Below are 12,498 nucleotides of genomic sequence, written 5' to 3'. Positions count from 1 at the left end.
GATCCGGATCGGGCTTCCAGTATCGGGCCGGCGGCTCAGCCGGGACCGGTCCGGGTGAAACCGAGGCTGCGGAGGAGCCGTTCGGACGGCTCGTTGCCGTCGGTGACCTCGGCCTGCACCTCCGTCGCACCGGCCGCGCGCACCAGGGCCAGTGCCTGCGCTGCCGCCGCCCTGCCGATTCCGCGCCCTTTCGCCACCGGGTCGGTGTAGACGTAGCCGACCCACCAGTTGCCACTCGGCGCACGCGCGATCAGGCAGGCGGACACGTAGCCACCGTCCTGCAGGGCCACGATGCTGCATTCCGGGACCGCGCCGCTCGAGCGCCAATCTTCGATCTCGACGAGGCCATCGTTGTTGTCGCCGAGATCCTCGTCGACCGTTCCGGCGTAGGCGCGCTCCATCAGGCCGCCGAGTTCGGCATCGTCGTCGTCCTCCACCGTCCGGAAGGCGACGCCGCCCGGACCTGGACGGAGTTCGGGCAGGTCGGCGACCACCAGCCGAAAGTTGCTGCGCGCCGGGTCGTCCATCTCGGTCCTTCCACGGTGCGGTGATCGATGCGGATCCTCAGACCTCGACGGCGTCGATGCCGCTCGGCATGATCCTCCCGCGCCCGGGCCCGACCCGCGAGCGATAGGAATCCACCGACGAGCCGCTGACCACAGCCGCACCCGCGCCGCATAGCCTGTCACCATGGCCACGCCGCACATCGACGCCGAACCGGGCGATTTTGCACCGGCTGTTCTGATGCCTGGAGATCCGCGCCGCGCGAAGTTGATCGCCGAGAAACTCTTCGACTCACCGAAACTGGTGAACGAGGTGCGCGGCATCCTGGGCTATACCGGAACGGTTGATGGACAACCGATCTCGGTGATGGCGTCAGGCATGGGATGCCCGTCCATCACCATCTACGCGACCGAGCTGTACCGGTTCTTCGGGGTACGCAGGATCATCCGGGTCGGCACTGCCGGCGGCATGCAGGAGTTTCTGCAGCTCGGTGATGTGGTCGCAGCGTCGGCGGCGCACACCGACTCGGCGATGGCGTCCGCGCGGATCCCCGGAGTCTCGATGAGCCACGCGCCGTCGTTCGATCTCCTGACGGCCGCCGTCGGTGCCGCCCGGGCGGTAGATCTCCCGATGCGGGTCGGGCCGATCTTCTCCTCCGACCATTTCTACGTCACCCGCGACGAGACGATGGCCGCGCTGGTCGCGCACGGGACATTGGCCGTGGAGATGGAGTCCGCCGCCCTCTACGCGGCGGCGGCCGCCGAACACACGGAGGCGCTGACCCTCTTGACCGTCACCGACCACCTCGGGCGGCTCGAGCACATGAGCGCCCGCGAGCGCGAGGAGTGCTTCGAGAACATGTCGCGGGTCGCCATCGCCGCCGCTCTCAGCTGACCGCCTCGACGCCGCAGGCGAGCACCGGATGTTGACTTGGACCTTGGTCCAGGTGCGAAGGTCGTGGCATGGATCTGACAACAACCTCTTCAACGACGCATCACGTGGGCGCCCTTGCCGTGTCGGCCTTGGCGGTGGGCACCATGCATTTCGGGACGGCGGTCGACGCGCAGACCGCCATGTCGTGTCTGGACGTCGCCGCCGAAGTGGGCGCGACATTCTGGGACACGGCCAACAACTACGCGTTCTGGTCCGGAGTAGGCGACGAATCAGAGACCGTCATCGGCGATTGGTTCACCTCTCGCGGTCCGGCCGCCCGCGACCGGATCACGGTGGCGTCCAAGGTCGGCGCCCGACCTCGGCCCGGCCATTCCGACCTCGACCACGTCCAAGGGCTGTCGGCGCGCGCAGTACGCGATCAGGTCACCGGCAGCCTGCAGCGACTGCGCACCGATCACCTCGACGTGCTCTACGCCCACATCGACGACCCGACCGTGGCGCTGGCGGAGACCCTCGGTGTGTTCGGTGAGCTCGTCGAGGAAGGACTGGTGCGTGAAATCGGCGCCAGCAACCTGACCGCCGCCCGCCTGCAGGAAGCTCTCCGCGTGCCGACGAACCATCGGTACCGGGTCCTGCAACAACGGTTTTCCTATCTTCCGATCAAGCCCGGTGCAGACACCGCACCGCAAGTAGTGCTGGACCTCGAGACCGAGAGAATTGCCTCCTCCGCCGGGGTCACCCTGGTCGGATACTCACCCCTGCTATCGGGCGCCTACACCCGCACCGACCGCCCGGTGCCGGCCGACTACAGCACCCAGCACTGCGGCCAGCGGCTGGATGCACTGCGATCAGTTGCCGACGAGGTCGGCCTTGATGCCGGTCAAGTCGTGCTGGCCTGGATGAATCAGCGCCCGACGCCGGTGCTGCCCATCGTCGGGGTCTCCGGCCCCGACCAGGTCCGCTCGGCGTGGCACGCCGTCACGCAGGTCCTCCCGGACCACCTCATCGCCCGCCTCGACGCAGCGCGAGCATGACCAACGCCGACGAGCAGGACCAGGCGGCCGGTATCAGCGAGGTCGCAGAACGGGTCGGCCTCAACCCCGACACCATCCGGTACTACGAACGCCACGGCGTACTCCCACCACCGCACAGGGACGCCGGGGGGCGCCGAAGCTATGACTCCGGCGCGGTGCACCTCATCGAGGTGCTGCTTCATCTGCGTGATACCGGCATGCCGCTGGCCCGCATCACCGAATTCACCCACCTCGTCGCACGCGACCCAGCCGGGGTGGACGAACGACTCGCATTGCTGAAGGACCACCGGGCCGAGGTCGCCAAGCGCATCCGCACCTGGACGAAATCACTGCACGTCATCGACCAGAAGATCACCGACTACCAGGCCCGAGCTGACAACGACGAGTAAGAGCGGCAGCCCGATCAATTCTGCCGCGAAGGGCTACGCGGGCGGGTCCATCGCCGTGATGATCAACTCCGGCAGGACATAGCGGCCGGCACGCCGCCCATTCTCGTCCAGCGTCGCGCGGATGTGATGCAGGTGCGCGACGGTCAGCTCGAGCGGGTGCTCGTCAGGGTGGAAGCTGAAACCCATCGGATAGTCCTGGCCGGCAGACGTCGACATCTCGATGTGGCAACCGATGACGTGGCTGATCGGGCGCTCGGCGCAGAAATCGATCAACCGATCGATCGTCCGGTCGAAGGCGTCCCAGTCGAACACGTACAGCCGGCCGGGGTAGACGGTGTCGCCCGTGAACAGGATGCCGGTCGCCGTGTCGTAGAACGTGATCGCGGCCTTGTGGTGCCCAGGATTCGCCAGGGCCTCCAGCACGCGGCCGCCGAGATCCAGTGGGATCACCGCGTCGGGTGCCTCGTCGAAGCCGAAGTAGGGGAACGCGTTCTCGAGAAGCGCGTTCACCACCCTGGTGTCGGCCCGATCGGCGAACTGCGCGTCACCGGCGGTGTGATCGCCATGGGAGTGCGTGTGCAGTACCAGCAACGGATACCGCTCGACGGAGGGGTGCTCGGCCAGCCATTCGTCGACCAGTCCGTCCACGGTGCGGCGCAGCGGGAAGTACTGCGCCGATTCGGTGGCGCCGGTGTCGAGGAGGACGGCCCGAGACTCCCCGAAGAGCAGGAACATGAACGGCGCCTCGAAACTGACCGCGACGTTCTGCCGGAGGATGACGGTATTTTCGTCGAAGAGGTAGACCTGGATGTCAGGATCGTCGTTGTACTTGGGTTCCGGCGAGCCGTGGATCCAGTTGACGTCCAGTGGGCGCGCGGCCGGGGTCGAGCGGTATGGATCCGGGTCGGACGGTGCGTACATGACGGCTCCCGCGTGCGTCGTCTTGATCGGTCGGGTATAGCGCACATCTTGTCCGAGGCCGGCCAGGTTCGGCCGTCCACGCGAAATTATCATCCGCTCGGAGGTCCCCTCCCGACCTTGCCCCCCATGTGAGGGCCCAGATCGGAGGGTGGACGGGACCGCAGCTACCGTGTGCCAGGTGACGGAATTCGACTCGCTACGACAGACCCGACAGGACTACGACGATGTAGCGCAGGCCTACAACGACCTCGTCCGGCACGACGACAGCTCCACCCACACGTTGTCGACGGCAATGATCACTGCTTTTGCGAGCTTGGTCCACGCCGGCGGATCTGGGTCGGAGGTCCTGGACGCGGGTTGTGGTCCCGGACAATGGACCGAACTGCTCGTCGAACTCGGGGTGCGCACCTATGGCATGGACCTCTCACCGGTGATGGTCACCATCGCGTCCAGCCACCGTCCGGACCTGCGGTACGAGGTCGGGTCGATGCTTGACCTGGACGTCCCGGACCAATCGATCGCTGGAATCCTCGCCCACTTCTCCCTCATCCACCTACCGCCGCATCTGTTGCCGACAGTCCTGGCCAAGTTCGCTCGGGCAGTGGAAATCAATGGCCCGCTGCTCATCGGCGTGCAGATCGCTGATGGCGCAGGCGATGAGGGGTGGGTGCGCTACGACCACAAGGCTTCACCGGCCTACCGCTGGACCCTCGATGCCTTCGCCGCACACCTTCGTGAGCACGGGTTCGCCGAACTTGCCCGCCTTCGTATCGAGCCACTTTCGCCGAGCAAGCCACCCGCGGGGTACCTACTGGCACGACGCACATCAGGTGGGCCGTGAGCGGATCCCGCTACGGCGAGTGCAGGCCATGCGCGATCGTCTCGCCGACCTCACGCGAACAGGGCTTGCCGTCATCCACGACTGACCCAGCGCCTCAACAGCAACCGGGACGCCAGTGGGCCGACTCGCTGGATTCCGTGCCCCATGGCGACGCGACAGCAGATATGTCGTCAACCAACCATTGGAGGATGGCCCCATGGCTCACGTACGACGTTTCGACCACATTGGCATCACCGTCGCAGATCTCGACTCGGTGACGGCGTTCTTCGTCGGACTGGGACTCGAGGTCGAGGGTACCGGATCGGTCGAGGGCGAGTTCGTGGAGACCGTCTGCGGCATTCCGGACGCACACTGCCGGATTGTGATGCTGAGGCCGCCGGACGGAGGGTCCCGGCTGGAGCTTTCGAGCTTCGTGGCTCCCGCCCACGTGCCCGGGTCACCCGGAGCGATGGCCAACGAGCTCGGCCTGCGTAACGTGTCCTTCGAAGTCGGCAACCTCGATGCGGCCCTCGACGCGGTGGCTGCCGACGGATACGGGCTCGTCGGAGGCATCGGTGAGTACGAGAACAGCGTGCGGATGGCCTACGTGCGTGGGCCCGAAGGGATCATCGTGTCCCTCTTCGAGCAGATCCGCTGATGCGACGACACACACGGTGCCGATCCACTGCCCGGTCGAACCCGACTCAAGAGGCCAGGCTGACGACAAGGTATCGGTCGTCGGTGATCGCCCGGCCCCAATAGATCGGGTCCGTCAGCCGGGTCAGCTCCGCCGCTCGCGATGTCGCCTGGATGAAGGCGACAACTTGTTCGGCAGACAGCCCAACGTCGTTGCTCCATCGCCCCTCCACCAGGAGAAGGACGCCGTCTGCAGTGAGGAGTTGCGTCCAGTTCCTGAGCGCGGTTCCGGGATCGGGCATGGCCCAGAGCAGGTGGCGGCAAAGTACGACGTCGTAGGCATCGTGTTCGACCGGCGGGTCAAAGGCATCGGCGACCAGCAGAGTGACCCCGACAAGGCCGGCCGTTTTGGTCTCGGCCAGCCGGATCATCTCGGGAGAGCAATCGACCCCGTCGACGCGGTATCCCTCATCGGCAAGAAGGGCGGTGAGTGTTCCGGTACCGCAGCCGAGGTCCAGGATCCGCCCGGGCGGAGCCGGTAGGTGATGCAGAAGAAGCGCACGCCAGGCGGCCCGTACCTCGGGGTCCAAGAGCCCGTGGTCTGCCGCTTCGTCGAAAGTTTCGGCCTCCGCATCCCAACGTGTGGCCGCTGACTCCGCGCTCATGAAGTCGTCGATTTCTGTCCCACCTGTCACATTTGTGCCACGTTCATGAGCGCGGGCGAAGTTGATAAGCGCGGGGTCAGAAGCCGTAGTCCTGGATGGACTTCCCGTGGCTGATGTCGGTGAGCTGGGCCAGGCGGGGCGCGAGCGCGGACATCGTCGACGGCAGGTCGACCGTCAGCAGCCGGCGGTCCTGCATCAGCACCCGGCCGGCGACGATGGTGGTCGAGATGTCCGCCGAGCGTGCGCTGTAGACGAGGGTGGCCGCGAGGTCGTGGATCGGCTGGGTGTGCGGACCGGAGAGATCCACCAGGATGATGTCCGCCTGGTGGCCGGGAGCAAGCGAGCCGACCACCCCGGCCAGCCCGACGGCCGCCGCACTGCCGGTGGTGGCAATGCCCAGCACCTGCCGGGCCGTCATCCACAGCTCGTCCTGCTCGACGAATTTCTGCACCAGCGACGTCATCGTCATGCTCTCCCAGACGTCCAGCGTGTTGTTGGACGCGGCACCGTCGGTGGCGAGCCCGACGGCCACTCCGGCCGACAGCAGCGCGCGGATCGGGGTCGTCTCCTCCCCCACCTTCAGGTAACCCTTCGGCGCGCTCCCGACGCCCACCCGGCCCTTGGCCGCCGCCAGCAGCGGGAGATCCTCTGGCACCACACCCTTGCCGTGCGCGATCAGCGTCCGGCCGGCCAGGATCCCGGTCGAGTCGAGCACCTGGATCGGGCTGATCCCCCGCAGTGCCCTCGTCTGCCGGGTCTGGATCCGACTTTCCGCCGCATGGATGTGAACCAGCAGGTCGTGCTCCAGTCCGGCGGCTGCGGTGCGCCGCAGGTCGTCGTCGTTGACGGTGTAGTCGCCGTGGGGCGCAAGCGAGGTGGTGATCCGACCAGAGGCAGAAGCATTGCGCTCCAATGCGAAGGACAACCCGCGATCGAACCCGGCGGCACCCTCCGACGAGAAGTAGGTCCACCCGAGGTTCGCGCGCATCCCTGTCTCGTCGACCACATCGGCGATGCGATCCATCATGAAATAGTGGTCGGCGAAGGTCGTGGTGCCGCCGGCGATCATCTCGGCGCAGGCGAGCCGGGTCGCCAGGGTGACATCGGATTCGGTGAGATTGACCTCCATCGGCCAGATCTTCTTGTTGAACCAGTCCGACGAACTGACGTTTTCGGCCGCGCCGCGGAACATCACCATCGGCGAGTGCGTGTGGCAGTTGATCAGGCCGGGCATCGCCACCTGGCCGCGGCCGTCGATGGTCACGGTCGCCAGCGCAACATCACGAGCGACATCACGGGCGGCAACACCATCGGACGGAGCAACATCAGGCCCGGCAGTGACGGAGAGGATCTTGCCGTCCTTGACGAGAATGGTGGCATCGTCGAGGAACTCGATCGATCCGCCGTCCCCGTGCACCAGCGCGGTCACGTTGGTGATGGCCAGATCCGCCGTCGGATCCAGATTCGGAGTCGGACAAGGTGGGGTGTCGGGCATCTGGCATCCTCGAGTTCGGGTCGCGACGTGGCTCGTCCGGCAGCAGCTGCTGCCGGTACCAGTTTCGCAGTCGGCCCGGCGCCCCCGGCACGACCCACGCCCGACACCCGACACCCGACACCCGACACCCGACACCCGACACCCGACCAGAGGATCTACATGGTGGTGCAGGACATTCCCGACCCGGACGCTCTCGACTGGGCCGAGAAGAGTCTGGTGGCTGCCTCGAAGGGCGATCATGATGAGGCGGGCGAGCTGGCCGACCGTGCCTCGGATGCGGGATCGCTGCTGGGCATTGCCTTGTCGACCTACCTGCGCACCTCCCACCACCAGGACGTCTACGACCAGCCCACCGCCTTCGAGGCGTTCATCGCCGGGGGCGGAAACGTCGATCTCTACCAGCGGACCAGCGCCACCCTGGCCACCGGTTACCCGGGAATCGGGTCGCTGCTCGACATCGGTTGCGGCAACGGACTTGCGCTCGTGCCTGCCCTGCAGCAGTCGGTGGCCGCACCGGGCGGCACCGCACCGAGCATGATCGATCTGGTCGAGCCCGGCGCCGACCTGCTGCAGCACGCGCTCGCCGCGATCGCCGGCACCGGATTGCCCGTCACGACCACCGCCTGGCAGGTCGGGCTCACCGATTTCCTGCGTTCGGCGCCGCCCGGTCAGCGGTGGCAGCTGGCCCAGTCGACCTTTGCACTGCAGTCCATCGAGCCGCAGGAGCGGCTGGCAGCGCTCACGGTGTTGAGCACGAGAGTGGACCGACTGCTCATCGTCGACTTCGACGTGGCCGACGAGAAGCCCAGGAGCCGCGCGCACATCAGCGGGCTCGCCACCCGCTACGAACGCGGGCTCGCCGAATACGACGACGACGTCCGGGTGCTGGTGGCCCAGGGCTTCCTGATGCCGGTGCTGCTGGGCCAACTGGACCCGGACGGGGTGCGCACCAATTGGGAGCACACCGCCGACCAGTGGCGGGAGCAGGCGCAGGAGGCCGGGTTCCGCGACGTCCAGGTGCTGCCGCTGGCCGACTACTGGTCGGCCCCGGCGTTCGTGCTCGGCGCCTCAGGCCGGTAGCGCTCCGGAGACCACCCGCCCGCGGCAGACAACCGCGACGATGTTGTCGGCGGACAGGAGCGAGACGTCCTCCCAGGGGCGGCCTTTCATGACGACGAAGTCAGCCCCGAACCCTTCCGCGATCCGACCGACCGACGAGCCGAGTCCGACTGCCGCGGCCGCGTCGGAGGTGGCCGCCTGCAAGGCCCGGCCGGGTGAGTAGCCGAGCACCTCGATCATCCGGCGCAGCTCCTGCCACTGGTCGCCGAACTCCAGGAAGTAGCCGTTGGCATCGGTCCCGAGCACGAACCGGACGCCGACGTCAGCCGCTGCCCGGAGCAACTCGTCGCGCGCCGAGACCAACTCTGCCGCAATGGATTGCGCCTCGGTACTGACCGGCACCTCGGCCCGTGCGATCATGTCGTTGATCAACAACGTCGGCGCCACCGTGATCCCGCGCTCGGCGATCACCACCGCCTGCTCCGGCGTCATGCCGGTGCCGTGCTCGATGGAATCCATACCCTCGTCCAGGGCGATCTGGATGCCCTCCGCGGAATGCGTGTGGCAGGACACCAACATGCCCAGTGCGTGCGCCTCGTCGACGGTCGCGGCGATCTCGGCACGAGTGTGATTACGCCAGGACACCTTGTCGCCCATCGAGAGCACACCACCGCTGGTGTACGTCTTGATGCCGGTCAGACCGGCCCGCGCCCAGCGCCGCACCAACGCACGGCATTCGTCCGGAGAGTCTGCGGTCGGCGGACGGTCGACCACCGCACGCGGCGTGAACAGATCGAGATGTCCCGCGGTCATGCCCACCGGACCCGAGGCCAGCAACCGCGGCCCGGGCAGGATGCCCGCGTCGAACACCCTGGCCATCGCCGCCTGGGACTCGTCGGCCCCGAGATCCCGCAGCGTCGTCACGCCCATCCGCATCGCCAGCTGGGCGTTGGCGGTCGCGTGGAGCGTCTGCTCCTCGCGCAGGGTCACCAGCGGCCAGGTGAACGTGTCGAAACCCCTGACGTTGGAACGGCCACCGGCGTACCCGAGCAGGTGCACATGGGTGTCGACCAGACCCGGGATGACGCTGTAGGCAGCGGTTCCCGTCGGTTCGCCAACACCTGAAATCGTGTCGCCGGACCAGGACAAGCATCGCGTCCCGAGGTCGGCAAGACCGTCCCACACCGCAACGCTGGTCAGCGAACGAGACGTCATGCCGGGAGGTGCTCTGGCCCGAACGCATCCGGGAGAACCCAGGTCATCGGCTGGATACCGGACGGCGTGTCGACGAGCAGGTCCGGACCGCCGAACTCGTAGATCACCTGACGGCACCGCCCGCAGGGCATGAGCAGGTCACCGGTTCCGGAGCGGCAGGCGAGCGCCACCAGGCGTCCGCCGCCGGACAGCCGCAGCTGCCCGACCAGTGCGCACTCGGCACACAGACCCAGCCCGTACGAGGCGTTCTCGACATTGCAGCCGGTGATGATCCGGCCGTCGTCGACCACGGCCGCCACTCCGACCTGCAGGCCCGAGTACGGGCAGTAGGCCAGGTGGGCCGCCTCGATCGCCAGGCCTCGCAACGCTTCCCAGTCGTACTCCGCCACGATCAGTGACCGCCCTTCCGATATGTCATGCCGGCCAACCAAATTCGGCGGATGCCCATCAGTGACCGCCCTTGCGGTAGGTCATTCCGGCCAACCAGATTCGGCGGATGCCCATCAGTGACCGCCCTTGCGGTAGGTCATTCCGTCCGCTTTCGGCGGCCGCAACCGCTGGGACGCAAGACCCATCACGAGCAGGGTGATGGCGTAGGGCGCGGCGGTGACGAGCTGACCCGGCAGCGAGGTGGTGAGGAGGAACCAGAGCAGGGCCAGCGCGGCGATCAGCAGGGCGACTGCACCGACGGCGAGCTGTCCACGCCGGATCTGCAGCACCGCAACGAGAACGAGAGCCACGGTGACGAGCAGCAGGAACGCGCGCATGGCCGTTCCGTCGGTGTCGAAGAGCCGCACCCCGTCGGTGTACCCGAACAGCAGCGCACCGGCCGCCATGCCGCCCGGCCGCCAGTTGCCGAAGATCAGCGAGGCCAGGCCGATGAAGCCACGTCCTGCCGTCTGGCCGTTGATGTAGTTCTGCCCGACGACGAGGAATGCACCGGCGAACCCGGACATCGCACCGGAGATGATGACGCCGTAGTACTTGTAGCGGACCACGTTGACGCCCAACGATTCCGCGGCGTACGGGGCCTCGCCGACCGACCGCAGCCGCAGGCCGAACCTGGTCCGCCACAGCACGTATCCGGAGGCCGCGATGAGGATGACCGCCAGCACGGTGAGGACGGAGAGCCCGGTGACGGACCCGCCGACCAGGCCGGCCAGGTCGGAGATCAGGAAGATCCCTCTGCCCTGCAACGTGGTCAGCCAGTCGGACAACCCTGGGATGGTGATCTGGTAGACGCCCTTGACCGGAGGCGACTGCTGGTCACCGCCACCGGGAGCGTTGGCGAACAACAGCTGGGACAGGAACAGCGTGAGACCTGGTGCCACGATGGAGATCGCAACACCGGCGATGATGTGATCGACGCCGAAGGTGATCGCGGCGAGGCCCAGCAGCAGACCGCCGAGCACCCCGCAGATCATGCCGAAGGCGACGCCGGCCCACGGCCCCCACTGATAACCGGCCCAGCCGGCCCCGAAGGTGCCGAGGATCATCATGCCCTCGAGCCCGATGTTCACCACGCCGGCCCGCTCCGACCAGAGGCCCGAAAGACCCGCCATGGCAATGGGAACCGCCGCGATGATGGCCGACTGGATCGCGCCGACCGAGTCGAGATTGGCCGCGCCAGTGATCACCCGCACCAGTGAGATCACCAGGAGGCCCGCGAAGACCAGGCCGACCCACACCGCCGGGGTCAGCTTCCGTCCTTTGGGCGCGGCCACCGGCCGCGTGATCGGAACCTCTTCCACAGTGCTCACGCCGCCACCGCCTGCTTCTGCGTCGCGGCCAGGGCCCTGGCCACTTCGCGTTGTTCCAGACCCACGCCGTACCGGCGGACGATCTCGTAGGCGATGACGACGGCCAGCAGGATGGTGCCCTGCATGATCGTCACCAACTGGTTGGGCACACCGACGCCCTGCAGCGAGTTGGACGAACTGTCCAGCGCCGACCACAGCAGCGCCGCGAAGATGATGCCGACCGGGTGGTTCCGGCCCAGCAGCGCGATGGCGATGCCGGTGAAACCGAGACCGGCCGGGAAGTTGATCGAGTACTGAGCCGCCGGCCCGTTGAGCAGCTCGGGCATGCCGACCAGCCCGGCGACCGCACCGGAGATCAGCATCGCCGAAACGGCCATCTTCTTCGCGCTGATGCCGCTCGCGACCGCGGCGGCCGGATTCATCCCGGTGGCCTTGATCGAGAAGCCGAAGATGGTGCGGTTCAACAGGAATGCGTAGATCACACCGACCACGACGGCCAGCAGGGCCAGGGTGTAGATCGGCGTGATCGAGCCCCCGACCGCGATGGTCGGCACCAGGCCGGCGTCGGGGATCACTGCGGTGCCGAGGTTGTTGCCCGACTGCACGGCCAGCCGACCGGGGCTGAGCAGGTAGGCCACCACGGCGGTGGCGATGGCGTTCAGCATGATCGTGCTGATCACCTCGCTGACCCCGCGACTCACCTTGAGCCACACCGCGATCCCGGCCCAGAACGCACCGACGACCATGGCGACCACCAGCGTCAGGCCGACCCGGACAAAGCTCGGGAGACCGTCCATCAGGCTCGAGCCGGCCAGCGACGCGGCGAGCATCGCGGCGAGGCGGTACTGGCCGTCGACGCCGATGTTGAGCAGGTTCATCTTGAACCCGATGGCCACCGCGACCGCGGCCAGATAGTACGACGCCGCCTGATTCAGCGTGCCGATGAGCACTCGCGACTTGGAGAAGGCACCGCCCATGGCGCCGAACGCCTCGAACGGATTGTGCTTGGTGACCAACAGGATCGCCGCCGAGATGATGGCGGCCACCACCAGCGCACCCAGCGGGCCGGCGGCGCCGAGCGCGACTTTGCGGCCGGACAGCGCCAT

Annotated in this window: 14 protein-coding genes; 6 read left to right on the top strand and 8 right to left on the bottom strand. The window is 67.3% G+C overall.

All coding sequences use genetic code 11. The features are described from left to right. Positions 1-35: 35 nt before the first annotated feature. Positions 36-527 (bottom strand): GNAT family N-acetyltransferase, encoded by a 492-nt coding sequence (locus tag ABIB25_RS09390; RefSeq protein WP_354528165.1) that lies wholly within the window; start codon positions 525-527, stop codon positions 36-38. 163 nt (positions 528-690) lie between these two features. Between ABIB25_RS09390 and deoD the strand changes: the two genes are divergently transcribed. The 3 genes from deoD (at position 691) to ABIB25_RS09375 (ending at position 2,821) form a co-directional block, all read left to right on the top strand. Continuing rightward, positions 691-1,398: a purine-nucleoside phosphorylase gene (deoD, locus tag ABIB25_RS09385; protein WP_354528164.1), complete on the top strand. Its 708-nt coding sequence runs from the start codon at positions 691-693 to the stop codon at positions 1,396-1,398. A 68-nt stretch (positions 1,399-1,466) separates the two neighbouring features. After that, positions 1,467-2,432, top strand: coding sequence for an aldo/keto reductase (locus ABIB25_RS09380; protein WP_354528163.1), 966 nt, complete (start codon positions 1,467-1,469; stop codon positions 2,430-2,432). Next, entirely contained in the window at positions 2,429-2,821 is a 393-nt protein-coding gene (locus ABIB25_RS09375; protein WP_354528162.1) for a MerR family transcriptional regulator, read from the top strand. Before ABIB25_RS09380 ends, ABIB25_RS09375 begins: the two co-directional genes overlap by 4 nt. Before the next feature lie 33 nt (positions 2,822-2,854). Here the strand turns inward: ABIB25_RS09375 and ABIB25_RS09370 are convergent, their stop codons facing one another. Next, positions 2,855-3,742, bottom strand: a complete 888-nt coding sequence (locus ABIB25_RS09370) for an MBL fold metallo-hydrolase (protein ID WP_354528161.1) — start codon at positions 3,740-3,742, stop codon at positions 2,855-2,857. Positions 3,743-3,920: 178 nt separating this feature from the next. On the opposite strand from ABIB25_RS09370, the gene ABIB25_RS09365 reads away from it, so the two are divergent. Both ABIB25_RS09365 and ABIB25_RS09360 read left to right on the top strand, forming a co-directional pair. After that, positions 3,921-4,583, top strand: coding sequence for a class I SAM-dependent DNA methyltransferase (locus ABIB25_RS09365; protein WP_354528160.1), 663 nt, complete (start codon positions 3,921-3,923; stop codon positions 4,581-4,583). A 196-nt stretch (positions 4,584-4,779) separates the two neighbouring features. Next, positions 4,780-5,220: a VOC family protein gene (locus ABIB25_RS09360; protein ID WP_354528159.1), complete on the top strand. Its 441-nt coding sequence runs from the start codon at positions 4,780-4,782 to the stop codon at positions 5,218-5,220. A 46-nt stretch (positions 5,221-5,266) separates the two neighbouring features. Here ABIB25_RS09360 and ABIB25_RS09355 read toward each other — a convergent pair whose 3' ends face one another. Further along, positions 5,267-5,863 carry a class I SAM-dependent methyltransferase gene (locus tag ABIB25_RS09355; protein WP_354528158.1) on the bottom strand — a complete coding sequence of 199 codons (597 nt, stop codon included), beginning with the start codon at positions 5,861-5,863 and terminating at the stop codon, positions 5,267-5,269. Between the two features lie 76 nt (positions 5,864-5,939). Next, positions 5,940-7,358 (bottom strand): amidohydrolase, encoded by a 1,419-nt coding sequence (locus tag ABIB25_RS09350; protein ID WP_354528157.1) that lies wholly within the window; start codon positions 7,356-7,358, stop codon positions 5,940-5,942. 159 nt (positions 7,359-7,517) lie between these two features. On the opposite strand from ABIB25_RS09350, the gene ABIB25_RS09345 reads away from it, so the two are divergent. Further along, on the top strand, positions 7,518-8,438 hold the full coding sequence (locus ABIB25_RS09345; RefSeq protein ID WP_354528156.1) for a class I SAM-dependent methyltransferase: 921 nt from the start codon (positions 7,518-7,520) through the stop codon (positions 8,436-8,438). On the opposite strand, the gene ABIB25_RS09340 is transcribed toward ABIB25_RS09345, so the two are convergent. The 4 genes from ABIB25_RS09340 to ABIB25_RS09325 form a co-directional block, all read right to left on the bottom strand. Next, positions 8,427-9,632 carry an amidohydrolase family protein gene (locus ABIB25_RS09340; protein WP_354528155.1) on the bottom strand — a complete coding sequence of 402 codons (1,206 nt, stop codon included), beginning with the start codon at positions 9,630-9,632 and terminating at the stop codon, positions 8,427-8,429. The two genes, ABIB25_RS09345 and ABIB25_RS09340, sit on opposite strands and share 12 nt — an antisense overlap. Continuing rightward, on the bottom strand, positions 9,629-10,021 hold the full coding sequence (locus ABIB25_RS09335; protein WP_354528154.1) for a cytidine deaminase: 393 nt from the start codon (positions 10,019-10,021) through the stop codon (positions 9,629-9,631). The genes ABIB25_RS09340 and ABIB25_RS09335 overlap by 4 nt, the downstream gene beginning before the upstream one ends. 114 nt (positions 10,022-10,135) lie before the next feature. Continuing rightward, positions 10,136-11,392: an ABC transporter permease gene (locus ABIB25_RS09330; RefSeq protein WP_354528153.1), complete on the bottom strand. Its 1,257-nt coding sequence runs from the start codon at positions 11,390-11,392 to the stop codon at positions 10,136-10,138. After that, positions 11,389-12,498: an ABC transporter permease gene (locus tag ABIB25_RS09325; protein ID WP_354528152.1), complete on the bottom strand. Its 1,110-nt coding sequence runs from the start codon at positions 12,496-12,498 to the stop codon at positions 11,389-11,391. Before ABIB25_RS09325 ends, ABIB25_RS09330 begins: the two co-directional genes overlap by 4 nt.

It is taken from the genome of Nakamurella sp. UYEF19, from assembly GCF_040546275.1.
Taxonomy (GTDB): Bacteria; Actinomycetota; Actinomycetes; order Mycobacteriales; family Nakamurellaceae; genus Nakamurella.
The sequence above is the reverse complement of the archived record's forward strand: the minus strand, read 5'-3'. Positions and strand labels throughout refer to the sequence as shown.

What these genes read in the sequence shown, in the direction of transcription:
- ABIB25_RS09380 (WP_354528163.1), top strand. Translation starts at nt 1,467, where the DNA reads ATGGATCTGACAACAACCTCTTCAACGACGCATCACGTGGGCGCCCTT.
- ABIB25_RS09355 (WP_354528158.1), bottom strand. Translation starts at nt 5,863, where the DNA reads ATGAGCGCGGAGTCAGCGGCCACACGTTGGGATGCGGAGGCCGAAACT.
- ABIB25_RS09345 (WP_354528156.1), top strand. Translation starts at nt 7,518, where the DNA reads ATGGTGGTGCAGGACATTCCCGACCCGGACGCTCTCGACTGGGCCGAG.
- ABIB25_RS09340 (WP_354528155.1), bottom strand. Translation starts at nt 9,632, where the DNA reads ATGACGTCTCGTTCGCTGACCAGCGTTGCGGTGTGGGACGGTCTTGCC.
- ABIB25_RS09350 (WP_354528157.1), bottom strand. Translation starts at nt 7,358, where the DNA reads ATGCCCGACACCCCACCTTGTCCGACTCCGAATCTGGATCCGACGGCG.
- ABIB25_RS09390 (WP_354528165.1), bottom strand. Translation starts at nt 527, where the DNA reads ATGGACGACCCGGCGCGCAGCAACTTTCGGCTGGTGGTCGCCGACCTG.
- ABIB25_RS09360 (WP_354528159.1), top strand. Translation starts at nt 4,780, where the DNA reads ATGGCTCACGTACGACGTTTCGACCACATTGGCATCACCGTCGCAGAT.
- ABIB25_RS09325 (WP_354528152.1), bottom strand. Translation starts at nt 12,498, where the DNA reads ATGGCGCTGTCCGGCCGCAAAGTCGCGCTCGGCGCCGCCGGCCCGCTG.
- ABIB25_RS09375 (WP_354528162.1), top strand. Translation starts at nt 2,429, where the DNA reads ATGACCAACGCCGACGAGCAGGACCAGGCGGCCGGTATCAGCGAGGTC.
- ABIB25_RS09370 (WP_354528161.1), bottom strand. Translation starts at nt 3,742, where the DNA reads ATGTACGCACCGTCCGACCCGGATCCATACCGCTCGACCCCGGCCGCG.
- deoD (WP_354528164.1), top strand. Translation starts at nt 691, where the DNA reads ATGGCCACGCCGCACATCGACGCCGAACCGGGCGATTTTGCACCGGCT.